We start from the raw sequence: 20,718 nt of genomic DNA on the forward strand, positions 1-20,718 counted from the left end.
GCACCAGGTGTTTTGAACGTCGCACGTCACGGCGCTACACGACGCTACACCAGTCCAGAGGCATTCACACGGAAGAGGTCATCAGTTCGAGTCTGGTATCGCCCACCACAACGAGACCCCCGGTTCGCCGGGGGTTTTCGCGTATCGGCGTCACGAACCGCCGACCGACTGCAGCTCGCCGATCATGCCGAACACCTGGTCGTCGAGCTCGACCTGCGCCATCACGACGCACGCACTGCCGTCGGGGTCGACGAAGAAGTCGGTGCCCAGTCCGCCCGACCACCCGAACCGGCCGCGACGCGGGCCGTCCGTCGCCACCGAGACGCCGAACCCCCATCCCGTGCCGTCCCAGAACCCGGGGAAGAAGCTGTCGGGCGTCTTGGCGGCGGCTGGCACCTGATCGCGCCGCAGCTCGTCCACGAGCGCACGGTCGACCAGGCTGCCGCTTCCCAGCGCGCGCAGGAACGAACGGAAGTCGGGCACCGTCGACACGAGCTCGGAGTGGCTGACGTCGAACGGCGGCGCGACGAAGAAGCCGGCTCCGGCGGGCTCGGTCTGCACGAACCCGTCCGTCGTGCGCCGGAACGCGGCGACGAGGCGGTGCTCCTGACCTGGCCGCACGGTGAACCCGGTGTCGAGCATGCCCGCAGGATCGAACACGGTCGTCCGCAGCACGTCCTCCGTGGAGCCGGCGCCCACCCTGGCCAGCAGGATGCCGAGGATTCCGAAGGAGTGGTGGTAGCGCCATCCCTCCCCCGGTTCGAACGCGAGAGGCAGCGCCGCCAATGCGTCGAGCCAGTCCTGCGCGCTCAGCGGCACCGGTTCGGGGCCGGCGTGGATGCCGGCATGGACCATCGCCGTACGCAGCGGCGAATCCGTCGTCATCATGCCGTACCCCGACGTGTTCGTGAGCAGGTGGCGCACCGTGATGGGCCGGCGCGCCGGACGGGCGTGCTCGAGCGGGGCGTCCGGATGCGCAAGGACGTGTGGCGAGCTCAGCTCGGGAAGCCACGTCGAGATCGGATCGTCCAGTGCGAGCACGCCGTCCTGCACGAGCCGCAGCGTCGCCACGGCGGTCACCGGCTTCGTCATCGACTGGATTCGGAAGACGGCATCCGGCGGCAGCTCATCGCCGTCCGGCGCGTCGAGTCCCACCGCGACGGGCTCGTCGTCGCCGTAGACGCCCACGGCACCGGGGATCGTCCCGGCAGCGACATGACGGGCGAGGAGGGCTCGCAGGGTCTCGGACACGCGGGCGCCTTCCGTCGGTGGGCTGGGCGCGCTCAGCCTAGCGCGGCTCGCCGACCACCCAGCCGTAGCGGCGGTGCAGCTCGGCGGCGACGCGGACGAACCGTTCTGCGTCGAGCGCCGCGGCCTCGCGACGCATGCCGTCGTGGTGCACGAGGTAGAACTGGTCGATGTCGACCCACGACGGCCGGCCCTGCGGATCCCACGCGCCGGATCCGATCGGCAGGAAGTCGCGGCGACCGTCATGCGCCTTGCTCGTGAGCTTGACGGCGTACACGGTGTCGGCGTCTCGCCTGCCGATCACCAGGACGGGGCGGTCCTTGCCGCGACCGTCGTTCTCGGCGTACGGCACCCACGTCCAGACGATCTCGCCGGCGTCGGGATCCGAGTCCCGCACCGGAGCGTACGTGATGCGCAGCTCGCCCTTGCGGGGCGGTGCGATCTCGCGCGTCGCGCTCGCGCCGTAGCGGCCGGGCCCGGACGCTCCTGCCGCCGGCCCAGGCGCCGTGGACGTCGACGGCCGGCGGGAGGGAAGGAAGGCGTTCAAAAGGGATGAGAGGATGCCGCGGGCCACGGGATCACGATAACGGCCGTGTGCGGCATCCCTCGCCACGGGAACGCCGAAGGGGCGTCGCAGCGGGGGGAACCGCGACGCCCCTTCGGGGTCAGGATGGACGGATCAGGCGCGAGCGCCCTCGAGGACGTAGCCCTCTTCGCCGTGCACGACCGTGTCGATGCCGGCGACCTCGTCCTCGTTCTTCACGCGGAACCCGATCGTCTTCTGGATCACCCAGCCGATGGCGTAGGCGAGCACGAACGAGTACACGAGCACCGAGACGGCGGCGATCGCCTGCACCAGCAGCTGCGTCAGGTTGCCGCTGTAGATGAGGCCCGTGCTGTTCGCGAAGAATCCCAGGTAGAGCGTGCCGAGAAGGCCGCCGACCAGGTGGATGCCCACGACGTCGAGCGAGTCGTCGAAGCCCCACTTGTACTTGAGCTCGATGGCCAGGGCGCACACGGCGCCCGCGACGAGGCCGAGGATGATCGCCCAGAACGGCGTGAGCGACGCGCACGCCGGGGTGATCGCGACCAGGCCCGCGACGGCGCCCGACGCGGCACCGACCGACGTCGGCTTGCCGTCCTTGATCTTCTCGACGATGAGCCAGGCCAGCAGCGCGGCGGCCGGAGCGGCGATCGTGTTCACGAACGCCAGTGCGGCCGTGCCGTCGGCGGCGAGCTCGGAGCCCGCGTTGAAGCCGAACCAGCCGAACCACAGGAGGCCGGCGCCCAGCAGCACGAACGGCGGGTTGTGCGGGACGTGCACGCCCTTCTGGAAGCCGAGGCGCTTGCCGAGGACCAGCGCGAGCGCGAGGGCGGCCGCACCGGCGTTGATGTGGACTGCCGTGCCGCCGGCGAAGTCGATCGCACCGACGCCGAACCACTCCTGCATGCCGTACGTGATCCAGCCGCCGTAGGCGAAGCTGCCGTCCTCGGCGAGGCCGAAGTTGAAGACCCAGCTGGCGACCGGGAAGTAGACGATCGTCGCCCAGATCGCGGCGAAGATCATCCACGAGCCGAACTTGGCGCGGTCGGCGATCGCACCCGACACGAGCGCCACCGTGAGGATCGCGAACGTCGCCTGGAAGGCCACGAAGGCCAGCGGCGGGTAGGCGGCGCCCTCCGGCACCTCCAGCAGGCTGGTGAGGCCGATGGCCGACCAGTCGATCGACCACGGCGGCACGAGGCCCTCGGAGCCCGGGAACGCGATCGCGTAGCCGTAGACGACCCACAGCACGCCGATGAGGCCGAGGGCGCCGAAGCTGAGCATCATCATGCTGATGACGCTCTTGGCCTTGACCAGGCCGCCGTAGAAGAATGCGAGACCGGGCGTCATCAACAGGACGAGCGCAGCCGCTATGAGCATGAATGCGGTGTTGCCTTGATCCATCTCGGTGGAGAACCTCTCTGCGGGGGACGCAGGATAGCGTCGGGTCCCCTCAGTGTCGCGAGGCGCCGTTTCCGCAGCGGGCCATCCCGTGTTTCCCGTCGGTTACACGGGGGCTCTCCGCGTAAACATCGTGTTTCGGCGCGCCGAAGGGCGGCCGTGAATCGAGAAGGAACCGGCTGGGGTCCGGCGCGGCGGACTCAGGCGAGAGTGGATGCCACGAGACGCGAGATCGCGCGCAGATACTTCTTGCGGTATCCGCCGGCGAGCATCTCTTCGGGGAAGACGAGGTCGAGCGAGGTGCCGGTCGCCCGGATCGGCAGCTGCGCGTCGTACACGCGGTCGATGAACGCGACGAACCGCAGGGCGGCGGACTGGTCGGTGAACGGCTGCACGTCGCGCAGGCCGACCACGGCGAGGCCGTCGATGAGCCGGATGTAGCGCGAGGGGTGCACGTGCGCCAGATGCGCGACGAGCCCGTCGAAGCCGTCGTCCGACACGAGACCCGTGGTGGCGGCATCCGCCACCGCCGCCTCGTACGCGGGAGCCGACAGCACCGCCGCATGGCCGTCGACCGCGCGGTGCCGGTAGTCGGTGCCGTCGATGCGCACGGTCTGGAAGCTCGACGCCATGGCATGGATCTCGCGCAGGAAGTCCTGGGCGGCGAAGCGCCCCTCGCCCAGGGCGTTCGGCGGCGTGTTGGAGGTCGCGGCCAGGCGCGTGCCCGAGGCGACGAGCTCACCGAGCAGCCGGGTCATCACCATCGTGTCGCCGGGATCGTCGAGCTCGAACTCGTCGATGCACAGCAGATCGGAGCCGCGGAACAGCTCGACGGTGTTCTGGTAGCCGAGCGCCCCGACCAGGGCGGTGTACTCGATGAACGACCCGAAGTACTTCCGGCGTGCGGGCATCGCGTGGTACACGGACGCCAGGAGGTGGGTCTTCCCGACGCCGAACCCGCCGTCCAGATACACGCCCGGCTTGATCTCGGGGCGCTTGGCGCGGCGGAAGAGCCCTCCCTTGGCCGGTGCTCCCCCGCCGGTGAACGCGATGAGGAGGTCCTTGGCCTCCTGCTGCGACGCGTAGGCCGGATCGGCACGGTACGTCGCGAAGGTCGCGTCGGCGAACTGGGGCGGCGGAACGAGGGCAGCCACCATCTCGGCTCCGGTGAGCTGCGGTGTGCGCTCCGTGAGGTGGACGATGCCGGTGCGGGTGGCGGAGACGGTCATGCGGGTCCTCTGTCGCGGTCTCACGCGGCCTGTGACGGCGTCTTACGCTGCGCGGCCGCGCGGGCACGTGGGAATCTAGGGTCGGAGTCGACGGTTCAACCCTAACCGTCAGCCCGTCCTCCGAATCCGCAGGAGAAGCCATGCCCGTCGAGATCGACACGTCGTCCGAGAAGTTCGCAGAGTACGCAGAGCCCGGCCGGCTCGTCAGCGGAGACTGGCTGCAGGCGCGACTGGGCGAGCCGGGGCTCGTCGTCGTGGAGTCCGACGAGGACGTCCTGCTCTACGAGACCGGACACATCCCCGGTGCCGTCAAGGTGGACTGGCACACCGAGCTCAACGACCCCGTCGTCCGCGACTACGTCGACGGCGAGGGCTTCGCGGCGCTGCTGAGCCGCAAGGGCATCTCGCGCGACGACACCATCGTCATCTACGGCGACAAGAACAACTGGTGGGCCGCCTACGCGCTGTGGGTGTTCTCGCTCTTCGGGCACGAGGACGTGCGCCTGCTCGACGGCGGCCGCGACAAGTGGATCGCCGAGGGCCGGCCGATCACGACGGATGCCTCGGACCCGGCGCCCACGGACTACCCGGTCGTCGCGCGCGACGACTCGCTGCTGCGCGCCTACAAGGACGACGTCCTGGCGCACCTGGGTGCCGGACCGCTCATCGACGTGCGCTCGCCGGAGGAGTACGACGGCTCCCGCACGTCTGCTCCCGCGTATCCCGAGGAGGGCGCGCTGCGCGGCGGGCACATTCCCACGGCGCAGAGCGTGCCGTGGGCACGGGCCGTGGCCGAGGACGGCGGGTTCAAGACGCGTGCGGAGCTCGACGCCATCTACCGCGGCGATGCCGGGCTCGCCGACGGCGACGCGATCGTCGCCTACTGCCGCATCGGCGAGCGGTCGAGCCACACGTGGTTCGTGCTGAAGCACCTGCTCGGCTTCGAGGACGTGCGCAACTACGACGGCTCGTGGACGGAGTGGGGCAGTGCCGTGCGCGCGCCCATCGTCACCGGGTCCGAGCCCGGCGTCGTCCCGGGGCGCTGAAGCCGGCATCCCGCGTGGGAGACTGGTCGCGATGACCGATGCACTTCCCGAACGCCTCGCCGAGATCCGTGAGGAGTTCCTAGAGCTCCCGGAGCCCGACCGGCTCCAGCTTCTGCTGGAGTACTCCTACGAGCTGCCGGCGCTGCCCGCGGAATACGAGGGGCATCCGGAGCTCGCCGAGCGCGTGGTCGAGTGCCAGTCGCCGGTGTACATCATCGTGGACGTCGACGACGAGGGCACCGTCGCCATGCACGCGACCGCTCCCGCAGAGGCTCCGACGACGCGAGGATTCGCGAGCATCCTCGCGCAGGGGCTCACTGGGCTGACGGCGGATGAGGTCCTCGCCGTCCCGGGCGACTACCCGCAGACCCTCGGGCTCACGCGCGTCGTCTCGCCGCTGCGGATCTCGGGCATGACGGGCATGCTCCTTCGCGCGCAGCGTCAGGTGCGCGCGAAGTCCGCGATCTGAGCCGGGTGCCCCCTACTCGCCGGTGAGGCCGCGGCGCTCCAGCCACGTCCGGATGGCGTCCGACCAGCGCTCCTGGTCGTAGTTCCACAGCTTCGTGTGGCGGGCGACCTCGAAGACCTGCAGCTCGACGAGGTCCGGCCGCGCCGCGGCGAGCCCGTGCGACGCGTCCGACGGGACGAACCCGTCGTCGTCGCTGTGGAGGATGAGGATGGGATGCCGCAGCTCGGCCGCCCGCGACACCACATCCAGCCGGTCGAGATCGATCGGCCCGCCGGTGCGGGCCAGCGGCGCCGCCCACTCCGACTGCAGCGCGCCGATCGCGAACCGGCTGACGGCCCCGGGGACCCGCTCGGCCCGCGCCTGGAACTCCAGGACGACGCGCCAGTCGACGACGGGCGACTCGAGGATGAGCCCTGCGATCACGTCGCCGTGGGCGGAGTTGAGCGACAGCTGCAGCGCGATCGCGCCGCCCATCGACCAGCCCATCACGATGATCCGCCGGGCGCCGCGGCGGCGCGCGAAGCCGACGGCGGCGTCCACGTCGCGCCACTCGGTGTCGCCCAGCGCATAGGTTCCGGTGCGGCTGCGCGGCGCCTCGCCGTCGTTGCGGTACGAGACGACGAGGGACGTGATGCCGAGGCTGTGGAACACGGGCACGGCGCGCAGGCACTCGGCCCGCGTCGTGCCGCGGCCGTGCACCTGGATGACCCAGGTCCCGCCGTCGCCCGCCGGGAAGAGCCAGGCCGGGCACGGGCCGACGGTCGAGCCGATCAGCTCCGGGGTGAACGGCAGGTGCAGCTGCTCGGGGCGATCGAAGTACCAGCCGCTGAACGCGGCCTCCGGCGCCAGTCGCGCGTCGGGCCCCACGTGGGTGAGCAGCTTGCGCTTGACGCTCGTCGCATCCTCCGACAGCACCGACCCGAGCTTCACGTAGTCCGCGGTCCCAGTCGTGAAGAGGCCGTAGCGGCCGGGCAGCTCGGTATCGGGGGTGCGCGAGAGGGTGATCGTCTGCGCCGCGGTGTCGAGTGCGAGGATGCGGGTGTCGGGCTGCCGCCGCGCGGGCGTGACGACCTTGCGGGCCATGACGACCGAGCCGGCGGCCAGCGCGCCGAGGGCGGCGGCCAGACCGAGGCTCAGCACCGCAAGCGCCGCTCGGACGCCGGCGACGTACGCAGGTGCGCGGGGCCCGCGCTCGGGCTGCGAGTCCCTCAGCCGGCTGCGAGTGGGTGTTGCGCCGCCTCTCGCGGCGCGCCTGGAGACGACCATCGAGGCATCACTCTAGTCTGTCCGCGTGGTTGAGCAGCGTCCCCCCGCGGCACCTGGCTCGTTCGAGCAGGCGGCCGCCGCGGTGCGCGCCATCGTGTTCCGCGACGACCTGACGGTCCGCGAGATCGCCGCGCCCCAGGGGCTCGCCCCGGACGCGCTTGCTATCGCCGGCGACGTGCGCTCGGGGGCCGGTGAAGGCGACTCCCCGTACGGCACCGGACGCCTCGTGCTGCTGCACGACCGGGACGAGCCCGCCCCCTGGAACGGGGCGTGGCGGATCGTATGCTTCGCGCAGGCACCGCTCGAGCCCGAGATCGGCGTCGATCCGCTGCTCGCCGACGTCGCCTGGACCTGGCTGACCGACGCCCTCGAGTCGCGGCGGGCTGGGTTCCACTCGGCCTCGGGCACGGCGACCAAGACGCTGTCGAAGGGGTTCGGGTCCCTGGCCGCAGAAGGCGACGGCGCACAGATCGAGCTGCGGGCGTCGTGGTCGCCGGAGGGCGAGATCGCCCCGCACGTGGAAGCATGGGCGGAGTTGGTGTGCATGCTGGCGGGTCTTCCGCCGGGCTCAGAAGGGATCGCGATGCTCGATTCGCGCAGGTCGCCGCGTGGCTGACTACGACGTCATCGATGACGCAGAGGGCGCCGCCGAGGCCGCGCGACGTCTCGCGGACGGGACCGGCCCGGTCGCGGTGGACGTCGAGCGGGCCTCGGGCTTCCGCTATTCGCAGCGCGCCTATCTCGTGCAGGTGTACCGCCGCGGGGCGGGCGTCTTCCTCTTCGACCCGCCGCCGATCGGCGACTTCCGACCGCTGGAGGACGCCATCGGCGGCGAGGAGTGGGTGCTGCACGCCGCGAGCCAGGATCTGCCTTCGCTGCGCCAGCTCGGTCTCGAGCCGCCGCGGATCTTCGACACCGAGCTCGCGGCACGCCTGCTCGGCCACGAGCGCGTCGGGCTCGGCGCCGTCGTGGAGGACACGCTGGGCATCACGCTCGCCAAGGCGCACTCCGCGTCGGACTGGTCGACGCGTCCGCTCCCCCAGTCGTGGCTGGAGTACGCGGCGCTTGATGTCGAGCACCTGGTCGACGTGCGCGACAAGCTCGCGATCGAGCTCGACGAGCAGGGCAAGACGGAGTTCGCGGTGCAGGAGTTCCAGGCGGTGCTCGAGCGCGAGCCCAAACCGCCGCGCGAAGAGCCCTGGCGGCGCCTGAGCGGCCTGCACACCGTGCGCGGCCGCAAGGCGCTCGCGATCGCGCGCGAGCTGTGGACGGCGCGCGAGGAGTACGCCCGCGAAGAGGACGTCGCACCCGGTCGGCTGGTCCCTGATCGCGCGCTCGTCGCGGCGGTGCTCGCCGACCCCAAGTCCAAGAGCGCATTGGCCGCCGTCAAGGACTTCACGGGTCGCGCCAGTCGCACCCAGCTGGACCGGTGGTGGGCGGCGATCGAAGCGGGCCGCGCCGTCACGCAGCTCCCGCTGGAGCGCGCAAGCGGCGGTGACACGCTTCCTCCGCCTCGTGCGTGGATCGACCGCAACCCCGAGGCCGACGCGCGTCTGAAGGCGGCGCGGCCGCTCGTCGAGAAGCGCGCCGAAGAGCTGCGCATGCCGACTGAGAACCTGCTCACCCCCGAGCTGCTGCGGCGCGTGGCCTGGGCGCCGCCCCAGCCGCTGTCGGCGGCATCCATCGGCGACGCTCTCGCCGAGCTCGGTGCGCGACGGTGGCAGATTGAGCAGACCGCACAGGTGATCGCCGATGCCTTTGTGGGTTCCGTGCAAGAGGCCTCGAGGGCGTCGGAGGCGGCTTCGTAGGTTTCCGCCACCCGATTCCGGCCGCTCCGCAGCCCCTCCTAGGCTGGCGTCATCCCTATTTTTGGAGGCAGAGTGGCCGAGATCTCGGACGTCTTCTTCGTCGATGGAATGCGCACCCCGTTCGGGCGCGCCGGCGAGAAGGGCATGTACTGGAACACCCGAGCGGACGACCTCGCCGTCAAGGCGACGATCGGGCTCATGGAGCGCAACCCGAACGTTCCCAAGGACCGCATCGACGACGTCGCGATCGCCGCGACATCGCAGACCGGCGACCAGGGGCTCACCCTCGGCCGCAGCGTCGCGATCCTCGCCGGGCTGCCCCAGACGGTTCCGGGCTTCGCGATCGACCGCATGTGCGCCGGTGCCATGACGAGCGTGACCACGATGGCCGGCTCGATCGGCGTCGGCATGTACGACATCGCCCTCGCCGGCGGCGTGGAGCACATGGGGCACCACCCGATCGGCGGCAACGCCGACCCGAACCCGCGGTTCGTCGCGGAGCGCATGGTCGACCCGGGCGCGCTGAACATGGGTGTCACGGCGGAGCGCATCTTCGACCGATTCCCGCACCTGACCAAGGAGCGCTCCGACCGCTTCGGCATGCTGAGCCAGCACAAGGCGCAGGCCGCCTACGACGCGGGCAAGATCCAGCCCGACCTGGTGTCGGTCGCGATCAAGGACGCCGAGGGCTCGTGGGGTCTGGCCACCGAGGACGAGGGCCGTCGTCCGCAGACCACGATGGAGGACCTCGCCGCGCTCAAGACGCCGTTCCGTCCGCACGGCCGCGTCACCGCCGGCACGTCGTCGCCCCTCACCGACGGCGCGACGATGTCGCTGCTGGCCGGCGGCGGCGCCGTCAAGGAGCTGGGCCTGCGACCCAAGATGAAGCTCGTGTCGTTCGCCTTCGCGGGCGTGCAGCCCGAGATCATGGGCATCGGCCCGATCCCGTCGACCGAGAAGGCCCTCAAGAAGGCGGGTCTGACGATCGACGACATCGGCCTGTTCGAGCTCAACGAGGCTTTCGCCATCCAGGTGATCTCGCTGCTCGACCACTTCGGCATCGCCGACGACGACCCCCGCGTGAACCAGTGGGGCGGCGCGATCGCGCTCGGTCACCCGCTCGCCGCCTCGGGCGTGCGCCTGATGATCCAGCTCGCGGCGCAGTTCGCCGAGCGTCCCGACGTCCGCTACGGCCTCACCGCGATGTGCGTGGGTCTCGGCCAGGGCGGCTCGGTCATCTGGGAGAACCCGTTCTACGACGGCAAGAAGCGGAAGTAAGGGCAGCGCAGGAATGACGAACTACGACGACATCGACTTCTCGCCGATCCTCGCGCTCACCGAGGGCGAGGTGATCACGCACTCCCGCGTGCGTGACATCCGCCTCGCCTCCGGCAAGGTGCTCGCTCTCATCACGCTCGACAACGGCCGCGACCACACGCGGCCGAACACGCTCGGGCCGGCCACGATGTTCCAGCTCGGCGAAACGCTCGACGCGCTCAAGGCGCGCGCCGCGGCGGGCGAGATCCAGGCGGTCGGCATCACCGGCAAGCAGTACATCCTGGCCGCCGGCGCCGACCTGAGCGACATCACGAAGGTCGGATCGAAAGACAACGCCCGCCTCGTCGCACAGCTCGGGCACAAGGTGCTCGGCAAGCTCGGCGACCTCGGCGTGCCGACGTTCGCCTTCGTCAACGGGCTCGCCCTCGGCGGCGGCCTCGAGATCGCGCTCAACAGCGCGTACCGGACTGTGGATGCCTCGGCCGCGGCGATCGCGCTGCCCGAGGTGTTCCTCGGCATCATCCCGGGCTGGGGCGGCGCGTACCTGCTCCCGAACCTCATCGGCATCGAGAACGCGCTCGAGGTGGTCATCTCGAACCCGCTCAAGCAGAACCGGATGCTCAAGCCCCAGCAGGCCTTCGACTACGGCATCGTCGACGCCATCTTCCCGGCGGCGAACTACCTCGAGGACTCTCTGAACTGGGCCGACGGCGTGCTGACCGGCAAGATCAAGGTCGAGCGCAAGAACGAGCCCGGCAAGATCGAGCGGCTCACCAAGTGGCCGATCGCCATCAAGATGGCGCGCGGCATGCTCGAGTCCAAGATCGGAACGGTCCCGAAGTCGCCGTATGCGGCGCTCGAGCTGCTCGACAAGGCGAAGAGCGGCACGAAGGCGGAGGGGTTCGCCCGCGAGGACGAGGCACTGGCGGAGCTCGTCACGGGCGACCAGTTCGCGGCGTCGATGTACGCCTTCGACCTGGTGCAGAAGCGCGCCAAGCGCCCGGTCGGCGCTCCCGACAAGGAACTCGCCAAGAAGGTGACGAAGGTCGGCATCATCGGCGCCGGCCTCATGGCGAGCCAGTTCGCGCTGCTGTTCGTGCGCAAGCTGCAGGTGCCGGTGCTCATCACCGACCTGGATCAGGCGCGCGTCGACAAGGGTGTGGCGTACATCCACGAAGAGATCGGCAAGCTGGAGGCGAAGGGCCGTCTCGACGGCGACAGCGCCAACAAGCTCCGTGCGCTCGTCACGGGCACGACCGACAAGAGCCTCTACGCGGACTGCGACTTCGTCATCGAGGCCGTGTTCGAAGAGGTGGGCGTCAAGCAGCAGGTGTTCGGCGAGATCGAGCAGATCGTCGCCGAGGATGCGATCCTCGCGACCAACACCTCGTCCCTGTCGGTGGAGGAGATCGGCGCGAAGCTCGCGCACCCCGAGCGTCTCGTCGGCTTCCACTTCTTCAACCCGGTGGCGGTCATGCCGCTCATCGAGATCGTGAAGACGCCGCACACCGCCGACGCCGCCCTCTCGACGGCGTTCGTGGTCGCGAAGAACCTCGGCAAGAACGCGGTGCTCACCGCCGACGCGCCCGGGTTCGTCGTGAACCGCCTGCTGGCGAAGGTCATGGGCGAGGCGGCGCGCGCCGTGTACGAGGGCACGCCGGTCGCCGACGTCGAGAAGGCGTTCGCCCCGCTCGGGCTGCCGATGGGCCCGTTCCAGCTCATCGACCTGGTCGGCTGGAAGGTCGCCGCCCACGTGCAGGACACCATGGTGCACGCCTTCCCGGAGCGCTTCTACGCGAACGAGAACTTCCACGCGCTCGCCGAGCTGCCCGAGGTGGTCGAGAAGGACAAGGGCGGCCGCGTGACCGGCTGGACCAAGGCGGCGGAGAAGCTGCTCAAGCCGGCGGTGGGCTCTTCGCCCGCGTCGGCCGAGACGATACTCGCCGGCGTCCAGGACGGCCTCGCGCAGGAGATCAAGCTCATGCTCGACGAAGGTGTGGTGCCCGAGGTCGAAGACATCGACCTGTGCCTCATCCTCGGTGCCGGCTGGCCTTTCATCGACGGCGGCGCGTCGCCCTATCTCGACCGCGAGGGGGCGTCGCAGCGCGCGTTCGGCGACACGTTCCACCACCCGCCCATCCGCGGCATCGCGAGCTGACGCTCACGTGACACGGTGACCCCGGGCGCTCGCCCGGGGTCACCTGCATTTCGGCGCCCGTGCGTCAGGGCGCGGCGGGCTGGGCGGCACGGACCCTGAGATCGCGCGCGAGGCCGTCGCGCTGCTCGATCACCAGACGGTGCAGCGCGGCCGGGGCATCGTCGTTCCCGGCGAGCCATGCGTCCACGTCATCGAGCGAGTCGGACGAGGGGAACAGTCCCACCACGAGCCGCCGGGCGATCTCGATGCTCCGCGACGCCCACGTGGGGCGGATGCGGGCGAAGTAGTCGTCGTCGAAGCCCGCGATGAGATCCCGCCTGTCCCCGGCGCGCACGCCGGCGATCGTCGCGGCCAGGTGGTCGTTGGTGAGGCTGCTGTCCTCCCACGCCGCGTGCCACGCGGCCGCGCGCACCGCGGCGTCGGGGCGGGCGGCCAGCGCCGTCCGATATGCGACATGGCCCTGCGCCGACGGGTCGGCGGCGAGCTCGGCGTCGGCGTCCTCCGGCGATGCGTGTCCGGTCGCCGCCAGCGCGATGAGCCATGCCCAGCGCAGGTCGGGATCCAGCGCGAGGCCGGCGGGAGCGGGCGTACTGCCGTCGAGGATCGCGTGGATCTCGTCGGCTCTCGCCGCCGAGCGCGCCGCGGCTGCACCGACGGCGCGGGCCCACGCGAGCTGCGCGTCAGACCCCGGAGCCGCCTGCCACAGGGCGCGCCAGCACGTCTGGAGCCAGGCGTCCGCGAGCGTCCCGCGCGCGTCGGCGGCTGCGTAGTGCCCGATCGCCAGGTGGGTGTGCGCGAGGGCGTCGGCGAGCAGCGCGACGTTCGACTCGTGCGTCGCGTGTCGCGCCACGATGTCCACGAAGCGGCCGACCGGCAGGTCGCCGTCGCGCGTGGCGTTCCACAGGGAGGCCCAGACAACGGCGCGGGCCACAGGGTCGTCGAGGGACGAGAGGTGCGCGGCTGCGGCATCCGTCGAACGCGCGTCGAGGCGCACCTTCGCGTAGGTGCTGTCGTCGACGTTGGGCAGCACGAGGTCGACGTCACGCCCCGTCTCCCCTGCCAGCGGCGTACGCGCCTCGAAGACGTCGACCTCGACGCCGCCCTGCCGAACGAGACGACCGTCGACGAGCGAGAACAGCCCGCACGTGAGGCGATGCGGGCGCGGATCGGTCTGTGTCAGCACCAGCTCGCCGTCCGCCGCGCGGTCGACGGCGATCTCTGAGAGCCCGCTGGTCTGCAGCCACGCACGGCTCCACGCCGCCAGATCGCGACCGGACTCGGATTCGAGGGCCGACAGCAGATCGGGCAGCGTCGTGTTGCCGAATTCGTGGTCGGCGAAGTAGCGTCGCGCGCCGCGGAAGAAGGCGTCCTCGCCGACGAACGCCACCAGCTGCTTCAGCACCGACGCCCCCTTCGCGTAGGTGATGCCGTCGAAGTTCAGCTTGGCCGCTTCGAGGTCGGGGATGTCGGCGACGATGGGGTGCGTCGTGGGCAGCTGGTCCTGCACGTACGCCCACCCCTTTCGCCGGCTCGCGAAGGTCACCCACGCGTCAGGGAACCCGCCTGCGGCGACGGCGGCGTGCGCGCCCATGAAGTCGGCGAACGACTCCTTCAGCCACAGGTCGTCCCACCACCGCATCGTCACGAGGTCGCCGAACCACATGTGCGCCATCTCGTGCAGGATCGTGTTGGCGCGCCCCTCGTGCTGGGCTGCCGTCGAGGCGCCCCGGAACACGTAGGCCTCGGTGAAGGTCACCAGTCCGGGGTTCTCCATGGCGCCGAGGTTGTACTCGGGCACGAAGATCTGGTCGTACTTGCCCCACGGATACGGGTAGGCGAACGCCTGCTCGAAGAACTGCAGCCCGCGCCGAGTGATGTCGAGGATCTCGTCGGCGTCGAGGTGCGCGGCCAGCGAGGCACGGCACAGCACGCCCAGCGGCACCGGACGTCCGCCGCCGTCCCAGACGCCCTCCACGCGGTGGTACGGCCCCGCCGCGACCGCCGTGATGTAGCTCGACAGCGGCAGCGTCTCGGCGAACCCGACGCGCACGCCGCCCGGGACGCCGTCGCGTCCCGTCTCGGCGCCGCCCGAAAGGATCTGCCACCCGTCGGGCGCGCTCACCGTGAAGCGCCACCGGGCCTTCATGTCGGGCTGCTCGAACACGGGGTACACCCGGCGGGCGTCGGCGGGCTCGTACTGCGTGTAGAGGTAGACCTCGCCGTCGACCGGGTCGCGGAACCGGTGCAGGCCCTCGCCGGAGGTGCTGTAGCGCCCGTGCGCCCGGACCGTCACGACGTTGTGCGCCTGGAGTCCGTCGACGCGGATCCGGGCTCCGTCCCACTCGACGTCGCGCGGCGCGCCGTTGACGGTCACGCTCTCGACGGAGGCGCCGATGAAGTCGATCCACGTCGTCTCGGTCGTCGCGTCGAACGTCAGTGTGGCCGTGGTCGGAAAGGTCTGCACCGCGAGGTCGCGGGCGTCCCGCACGTCGAGGTCGACCTCGACGGTGTCGAGGCGGATGGTACGGGCGCGGGCCGCCGTCTCGTCGCGGGTGAGATTCGCCGAGGTCATGTCCCCCATGCTTTCACGCGGCACCCGTGTTAGCTTCTGAACATGTTCAGCATGGATGCCGCAGCCGCGAGTCCCCCGCTCACGAAGAGCGAGCGCACGCGGGCGAAGCTGCGCGAGATCGCCCTGGTCTCGTTCCGCGAACGGGGCTACGACGCCACGACCATCCGCTTCATCGCCGAAGAGGCCGGCGTCTCGGTGGGCACCACCCACTATCACTTCGCCACGAAGAACCATCTCGTGCAGGAGCTGTACCTCGACGTGCAGGAGAAGCATCGGCGCGCCGCGCAACCGGGGCTGGCGGCATCCACTGATCTCGTCGACCGGCTCGCGGTCGTCTACCGCACCGGCCTCGACCAGCTCACGCCGTTCCACGCGCACGCCCCGGAGTTCCTGTCGGCCGCGGTCTCGCCCCGGTCGCCGATCAACCCGCTGTCGGACGATTCGGCCGAGGCGCTCGGCATCACGCAGGAGCTGTTCCGCGAGGCGGTCGAGGGGGCCGCGGGATCGCCGCTCCCGGACGAGTTCCGCGCGGCACTCCCCCGGGCGCTCGTGCTCGCTCACCTGCTGCTCGCGCTGTTCTGGGTCTACGACCGGTCGGTCGGGCAGGAGCGCACGCGGGCGCTCCTCGACCGCGGACTGCGACTGCTGCGCCTGGCACTGCCGCTCACTCGGATGCCTCTGCTGCGCAAGCCGCTCCAGGAGCTGCTCGACCTCGTCGGATCCGTCGGGGTCTAGCCGCGGTCGTCGCGCGAGAACGTCGGGATGATGGGGATCTCGGTGGTCTGCGCGCCCCGCGCGACGGGGATGCGGGTGCCCAGCACCTGCGCCACCACGTCATGGGCGATCTTCGATGCCGTGAGTCCCGCGTCCTCCAGGATCTGCTCGCGGCTCGCGTGATCGATGAACTCGTCGGGGACGCCCAGCTCGTCGACGGCGGTGTCGACGCCCGCCTCGCGCAGCACCTGCCGCACGCGCGTGCCGATGCCGCCGACGCGGATGCCGTCCTCGATCGTGATGACGAGGCGATGGGATGCCGCCAGCTCGACGATCGACGGCTGCACGGGCACGACCCACCGGGGGTCGACCACGGTGGCGCCGATGCCCTGTGCGCGCAGACGGTCGGCGACCTCGACCGCGATGTGCGCCATGGGGCCGATGCCGACCAGCAGCACGTCCGGCGTGTCGGAGCGGACGAGGACGTCGACGCCGTCGGGCAGACGTTCCAGCGTCGGGATCTCGGCGCTCACGCCGCCCTTCGGGAAGCGGATGACGGTCGGTGCGTCGTCGACGGCGACCGCCTCGCGCAGCTCTTCGCGCAGCCGCGTCTCGTCGCGCGGGACCGCGATGCGGATGTGCGGCACGATCTGCAGCATCGCCAGATCCCAGATGCCGTGGTGGCTCGGTCCGTCCGGACCCGTCACGCCGGCACGATCGAGGACGAATGTGACGCCGGCCTTGTGCAGCGCGACGTCCATCAGCACCTGGTCGAAGGCGCGGTTCATGAACGTGGCGTAGATGGCGACGACGGGGTGCAGGCCGCCGAACGCCAGCCCGGCGGCCGAGGCGACAGCATGCTGCTCGGCGATGCCGACGTCGTAGACGCGGTCGGGGAAGCGCTGGGCGAACGGCAGGAGCCCCGTCGGGCGCAGCATGGCAGCCGTCATGGCGATGACGTCGGCGCGATCCTCGCCCACGGCGAGCAGCTCGTCGGCGAACACATCCGTCCACGCCGTTCCGCCCGAGCTGCCGAGGGCGGCGCCGGTGACGGGATCGATCTTGCCGACGGCGTGGAACTGGTCCGCCTCGTCCTCGAGCGCCGGCGCGTAGCCGCGGCCCTTCTCGGTGATCGCGTGCACGATGACCGGTGCGCCATAGGACTTGGCGAGTTCGAGGGTCTCCAGGAGCGCGGTCAGATCGTGGCCGTCGACCGGTCCCAAGTACTTGATGTCGAGGTTCGAGTACAGCGCGGCGTTGTTGGTGAAGCGCGAGAGGAACCCGTGCGTGCCGCCGCGGATGCCGCGGTACATCGCACGCCCGGCCGGTCCGAACCGGCGGAACAGCGTGTCGGAGCTGCGGTGGAGCGTGCGGTACGAGTCGGCGGTGCGCACCCGGTTGAGGTAGCGGGCCATCCCGCCGATGGTCGGTGCGTACGAGCGGCCGTTGTCGTTCACGACGATCACGAGGTTGCGGTCGTTGTCGTCGGAGATGTTGTTGAGCGCCTCCCACGTCATGCCGCCGGTGAGGGCGCCGTCGCCGACGACGGCCACGACGTGGCGGTCCTTGCGACCCGTGCGGGTGAGCGCGCGCGAGACGCCGTCGGCCCAGCTGAGCGAGCTCGACGCGTGCGAGGACTCGACGACGTCGTGCGGGCTCTCTGAGCGCTGCGGATAGCCGGCGAGGCCGCCGCGCGTGCGCAGCCCCGTGAAGTCCTGGCGTCCGGTCAGCAGCTTGTGGACGTACGACTGGTGTCCCGTGTCGAACACGATGGGGTCGTTCGGCGAGTCGAACACCCGGTGCAGGGCGATCGTCAGCTCGACGACGCCCAGATTGGGGCCGAGGTGGCCACCGGTGCGAGACACGTTCTCGACGAGGAACCCGCGGACCTCGTCCGCCAGTTGCTCCAGCTGATCGATGCTCAGGGCATCGAGGTCACGGGGCCCGGTGATGGACGACAGCAACGACATCCCCGCTCCTTTCCCGGCCCGGACGGGCCCTGTCAGTCTACCCGCGGCATGACGAAGGACCGGGTGCCGAGGCACCCGGTCCCCCGTGAATCCGCTGTCAGACGAGCGACCGCAGCACGTACTGCAGGATGCCGCCGTTGCGGTAGTAGTCGGCCTCACCAGGCGTGTCGATGCGGACCACCGCGTCGAACTCGACGGTCTGCTTGCCCTCGGGCGAGAACTCGCTCGGCTCTGCCGTCACGTGGACCGTCTTCGGGGTCACGCCCTCGTTGAGCTGCTCCAGGCCCGTGATCGAGACGATCTCGGTGCCGTCCAGGCCCAGCGACTTCCAGCTCTCGCCGGCCGGGAACTGCAGCGGCACGACGCCCATGCCGATGAGGTTCGAGCGGTGGATGCGCTCGAAGCTCTCGGTGATGACGGCCTTGACGCCCAGCAGGCTCGTGCCCTTGGCAGCCCAGTCGCGCGACGAGCCGGAGCCGTACTCCTTGCCGCCGAACACGACGAGCGGCGTGCCCTGCGCCTGGTAGTTCATGCTCGCGTCGTAGATGTACGACTGCGGGCCGCCCTCCTGCGTGAAGTCGCGCGTGAAGCCGCCCTCGACGATCTGGCCGTCGTTCACGGCGGCGACGAGCTCGTTCTTCAGGCGGATGTTCGCGAACGTGCCGCGGATCATGACCTCGTGGTTGCCGCGACGCGAGCCGTAGGAGTTGAAGTCCTTCTGCGCGACGCCGTGCTCCGTGAGGTACTGCGCGGCCGGCGTGCCGGCCTTGATGTTGCCGGCCGGCGAGATGTGGTCGGTGGTGACCGAGTCTCCGAGCGTCGCCATCACACGGGCGCCCGAGATGTCGGCGACCGGCGTCAGCTCCATCGACATGCCGTCGAAGTACGGCGCCTTGCGGACGTACGTCGAGTCGGCATCCCACTCGAACACGGGGCCTTCGGGCGTCGGCAGGTTCTGCCAGCGCTCGTCGCCGTCGAACACCGTCGCGTACTGCTTGATGAACTGCTCACGCGAGATCGACGTGTCGATGATCTGCTGAACCTCTTCGGGCGACGGCCAGATGTCCTTCAGGAAGACGTCGTTGCCCTCGGTGTCCTTGCCGAGCGCGTCGGTCTCGAAGTCGAAGTTCATCGAACCGGCCAGCGCGTACGCCACCACGAGGGGCGGCGAGGCGAGGTAGTTCATCTTCACATCGGGGCTGATGCGGCCCTCGAAGTTGCGGTTGCCCGAGAGGACGGCCGTCACGGCGAGGTCGTTCTCGTTGATCGCGGCCGACACCTCTTCGATGAGCGGACCCGAGTTGCCGATGCAGATCGTGCAGCCGTAGCCGACGGTGAAGAAGTCGAGGCCCTCGAGCGCCTTGTCGAGCCCGGACTTCTCGTAGTAGTCCGTGACGACCTTCGAGCCCGGGCCGAGCGTCGTCTTGACCCACGGCTTGCGCTTGAGGCCCTTGTCGACCGCCTTCTTGGCGAGGAGGCCGGCCGCGATCATGACCGACGGGTTCGACGTGTTGGTGCACGACGTGATGGCCGCGAGCGTCACCGCGCCGTTGTCGAGGATGTAGGCCTCGCCGTCGGGCGTCGTGACCTTGATCGGCTTGGAGGCCGACGCCGGCGCGCCGCTGTTGATGTGGACGGGGCGCGTCGACGGCTCCTCCTCACCGGGCACCTGGCCGGGGTCGGACGCCGGGAACGAGTGCTTGGACTCGAGGTCGACGATGTCGTCGCTCGTGGACGGGGTCGCGTAGTTGACGATGTCCTTCTCGAACTGCGCCTTGGCCTCGGACAGCAGGATGCGGTCCTGAGGACGCTTCGGGCCGGCGATCGAGGGGACGACCGTCGACAGGTCGAGCTCCATGTACTCGCTGAAGTTCGGCTCGTTGGCGGCGTCGTGCCAGAGGGACTGCTCCTTGGCGTACGCCTCGACGAGCGCCACGGCGTCCTCGTCGCGACCGGTCAGGCGGAGGTAGTCCAGGGTGACGTCGTCGATCGGGAAGATCGCGGCGGTCGAGCCGAACTCGGGGCTCATGTTGCCGATCGTGGCGCGGTTGGCCAGCGGCACCGAGGCCACGCCCTCACCGTAGAACTCGACGAACTTGCCGACCACGCCGTGCTTGCGCAGCATGTCGGTGATCGTCAGCACGACGTCGGTCGCGGTGACGCCGGCGGGGATCTCGCCGGTCAGCTTGAAGCCGACCACGCGCGGGATGAGCATGGAAACGGGCTGGCCGAGCATGGCAGCCTCGGCCTCGATGCCGCCGACGCCCCAGCCCAGGACGCCGAGGCCGTTGACCATCGTCGTGTGCGAGTCGGTGCCGACGCACGTGTCGGGGTAGGCGCGGAGCACACCGCCCACCTCGCGGTCGTAGATGACCTTCGCCAGGTGCTCGATGTTCACCTGGTGGACGATGCCGGTGCCCGGCGGGACGACCTTGAAGTCGTTGAACGCCGTCTGGCCCCAGCGCAGGAACTGGTAGCGCTCGCCGTTGCGCTCGTACTCGATCTCGACGTTGCGCTCGAGGGCGTCCTCGCGGCCGAACAGGTCGGCGATGACGGAGTGGTCGATGACCATCTCGGCGGGCGAGAGCGGATTGATCTTGTTGGGGTCGCCGCCCAGGGCGGTGACCGCCTCGCGCATCGTCGCGAGGTCGACGATGCAGGGCACGCCCGTGAAGTCCTGCATCACGACGCGGGCCGGCGTGAACTGGATCTCGGTGTCGGGCTCGGCGTCGGGGTTCCACGAGCCGAGCGCCTGGATCTGCTCCTTCGTCACGTTCGCGCCGTCCTCGGTGCGCAGAAGGTTCTCCAGCAGCACCTTGAGGCTGAACGGGAGCTTCTCGTAGCCCTCGACCGTCGCGATGCGGAAGATCTCGTAGTCGGTACTGCCGACCGTCAGGGTGCCCTTGGCACCGAAGCTGTCAACCGTGGACACGTCTGTCTCCTTCGTCGGCGGCGGGAGCTGGCCGGAACCCCGGCATCCCCATCTTCCCCCGCCGCGAGGCCCTCGGCTAGTGA

The 20,718-nt window shown here is 70.2% G+C and carries 15 protein-coding genes; 7 read left to right on the plus strand and 8 right to left on the minus strand.

All coding sequences use genetic code 11. The features are described from left to right. Positions 1 to 150: 150 nt before the first annotated feature. The 4 genes from JNB62_RS13240 to zapE form a co-directional block, all read right to left on the minus strand. Positions 151 to 1,251 carry a serine hydrolase domain-containing protein gene (locus tag JNB62_RS13240; RefSeq protein WP_220301380.1) on the minus strand — a complete coding sequence of 367 codons (1,101 nt, stop codon included), beginning with the start codon at positions 1,249 to 1,251 and terminating at the stop codon, positions 151 to 153. A gap of 37 nt (positions 1,252 to 1,288) precedes the next feature. Beyond that, positions 1,289 to 1,822, minus strand: coding sequence for a type II toxin-antitoxin system PemK/MazF family toxin (locus JNB62_RS13245; RefSeq protein ID WP_220301381.1), 534 nt, complete (start codon positions 1,820 to 1,822; stop codon positions 1,289 to 1,291). Between the two features lie 105 nt (positions 1,823 to 1,927). Then, positions 1,928 to 3,196 (minus strand): ammonium transporter, encoded by a 1,269-nt coding sequence (locus JNB62_RS13250; protein WP_220301382.1) that lies wholly within the window; start codon positions 3,194 to 3,196, stop codon positions 1,928 to 1,930. 197 nt (positions 3,197 to 3,393) lie between these two features. Further along, complete coding sequence (gene zapE / locus JNB62_RS13255) at positions 3,394 to 4,422, minus strand: cell division protein ZapE (protein ID WP_220301383.1); 1,029 nt, start codon at positions 4,420 to 4,422, stop codon at positions 3,394 to 3,396. A 140-nt stretch (positions 4,423 to 4,562) separates the two neighbouring features. On the opposite strand from zapE, the gene JNB62_RS13260 reads away from it, so the two are divergent. Together JNB62_RS13260 and JNB62_RS13265 are read left to right on the plus strand one after the other, a co-directional pair. After that, positions 4,563 to 5,468 carry a sulfurtransferase gene (locus JNB62_RS13260; protein WP_220301384.1) on the plus strand — a complete coding sequence of 302 codons (906 nt, stop codon included), beginning with the start codon at positions 4,563 to 4,565 and terminating at the stop codon, positions 5,466 to 5,468. 31 nt (positions 5,469 to 5,499) lie between these two features. Further along, complete coding sequence (locus JNB62_RS13265; protein ID WP_220301385.1) at positions 5,500 to 5,937, plus strand: SufE family protein; 438 nt, start codon at positions 5,500 to 5,502, stop codon at positions 5,935 to 5,937. A gap of 12 nt (positions 5,938 to 5,949) precedes the next feature. Here JNB62_RS13265 and JNB62_RS13270 read toward each other — a convergent pair whose 3' ends face one another. Further along, the gene (locus tag JNB62_RS13270; protein ID WP_223231139.1) at positions 5,950 to 7,203 is read right to left on the minus strand and encodes an alpha/beta hydrolase family protein; all 1,254 of its coding nucleotides are present in this window, start codon (positions 7,201 to 7,203) and stop codon (positions 5,950 to 5,952) included. Positions 7,204 to 7,228: 25 nt separating this feature from the next. Here JNB62_RS13270 and JNB62_RS13275 point away from each other — a divergent pair, with 25 nt between their 5' ends. From JNB62_RS13275 to JNB62_RS13290, 4 genes are all read left to right on the plus strand, one after another. Then, entirely contained in the window at positions 7,229 to 7,819 is a 591-nt protein-coding gene (locus JNB62_RS13275; protein WP_220301386.1) for a DUF3000 domain-containing protein, read from the plus strand. Next, positions 7,812 to 9,011, plus strand: coding sequence for a ribonuclease D (locus tag JNB62_RS13280; RefSeq protein ID WP_220301387.1), 1,200 nt, complete (start codon positions 7,812 to 7,814; stop codon positions 9,009 to 9,011). The genes JNB62_RS13275 and JNB62_RS13280 overlap by 8 nt, the downstream gene beginning before the upstream one ends. Positions 9,012 to 9,083: 72 nt before the next feature. Further along, entirely contained in the window at positions 9,084 to 10,289 is a 1,206-nt protein-coding gene (locus JNB62_RS13285; protein ID WP_220301388.1) for a thiolase family protein, read from the plus strand. A gap of 13 nt (positions 10,290 to 10,302) precedes the next feature. Then, positions 10,303 to 12,447 (plus strand): 3-hydroxyacyl-CoA dehydrogenase NAD-binding domain-containing protein, encoded by a 2,145-nt coding sequence (locus JNB62_RS13290; RefSeq protein ID WP_220301389.1) that lies wholly within the window; start codon positions 10,303 to 10,305, stop codon positions 12,445 to 12,447. 64 nt (positions 12,448 to 12,511) lie between these two features. Here JNB62_RS13290 and pepN read toward each other — a convergent pair whose 3' ends face one another. Then, positions 12,512 to 15,019 carry an aminopeptidase N gene (gene pepN / locus JNB62_RS13295; RefSeq protein WP_220301390.1) on the minus strand — a complete coding sequence of 836 codons (2,508 nt, stop codon included), beginning with the start codon at positions 15,017 to 15,019 and terminating at the stop codon, positions 12,512 to 12,514. Between the two features lie 42 nt (positions 15,020 to 15,061). Between pepN and JNB62_RS13300 the strand changes: the two genes are divergently transcribed. Continuing rightward, the gene (locus tag JNB62_RS13300; protein ID WP_220301391.1) at positions 15,062 to 15,754 is read left to right on the plus strand and encodes a TetR/AcrR family transcriptional regulator; all 693 of its coding nucleotides are present in this window, start codon (positions 15,062 to 15,064) and stop codon (positions 15,752 to 15,754) included. Here the strand turns inward: JNB62_RS13300 and dxs are convergent. Both dxs and acnA read right to left on the minus strand, forming a co-directional pair. Then, positions 15,751 to 17,703 (minus strand): 1-deoxy-D-xylulose-5-phosphate synthase, encoded by a 1,953-nt coding sequence (gene dxs / locus JNB62_RS13305; protein ID WP_220301392.1) that lies wholly within the window; start codon positions 17,701 to 17,703, stop codon positions 15,751 to 15,753. The genes JNB62_RS13300 and dxs overlap by 4 nt on opposite strands. 97 nt (positions 17,704 to 17,800) lie before the next feature. Continuing rightward, the gene (gene acnA, locus JNB62_RS13310) at positions 17,801 to 20,635 is read right to left on the minus strand and encodes an aconitate hydratase AcnA (RefSeq protein ID WP_220301393.1); all 2,835 of its coding nucleotides are present in this window, start codon (positions 20,633 to 20,635) and stop codon (positions 17,801 to 17,803) included. Between the last annotated feature and the right edge of the window lie 83 nt (positions 20,636 to 20,718).

The organism is Microbacterium jejuense (genome assembly GCF_019511665.1).
Taxonomy (GTDB): domain Bacteria; phylum Actinomycetota; class Actinomycetes; order Actinomycetales; family Microbacteriaceae; genus Microbacterium; species Microbacterium jejuense_A.

Bases quoted from the DNA above. Each gene is read 5' to 3' on its own strand.
- JNB62_RS13270 (WP_223231139.1), bottom strand. From the start codon at position 7,203: ATGGTCGTCTCCAGGCGCGCCGCGAGAGGCGGCGCAACACCCACTCGC.
- JNB62_RS13250 (WP_220301382.1), bottom strand. From the start codon at position 3,196: ATGGATCAAGGCAACACCGCATTCATGCTCATAGCGGCTGCGCTCGTC.
- JNB62_RS13265 (WP_220301385.1), top strand. From the start codon at position 5,500: ATGACCGATGCACTTCCCGAACGCCTCGCCGAGATCCGTGAGGAGTTC.
- JNB62_RS13260 (WP_220301384.1), top strand. From the start codon at position 4,563: ATGCCCGTCGAGATCGACACGTCGTCCGAGAAGTTCGCAGAGTACGCA.
- pepN (WP_220301390.1), bottom strand. From the start codon at position 15,019: ATGACCTCGGCGAATCTCACCCGCGACGAGACGGCGGCCCGCGCCCGT.
- zapE (WP_220301383.1), bottom strand. From the start codon at position 4,422: ATGACCGTCTCCGCCACCCGCACCGGCATCGTCCACCTCACGGAGCGC.
- JNB62_RS13290 (WP_220301389.1), top strand. From the start codon at position 10,303: ATGACGAACTACGACGACATCGACTTCTCGCCGATCCTCGCGCTCACC.
- dxs (WP_220301392.1), bottom strand. From the start codon at position 17,703: ATGTCGTTGCTGTCGTCCATCACCGGGCCCCGTGACCTCGATGCCCTG.
- JNB62_RS13300 (WP_220301391.1), top strand. From the start codon at position 15,062: ATGTTCAGCATGGATGCCGCAGCCGCGAGTCCCCCGCTCACGAAGAGC.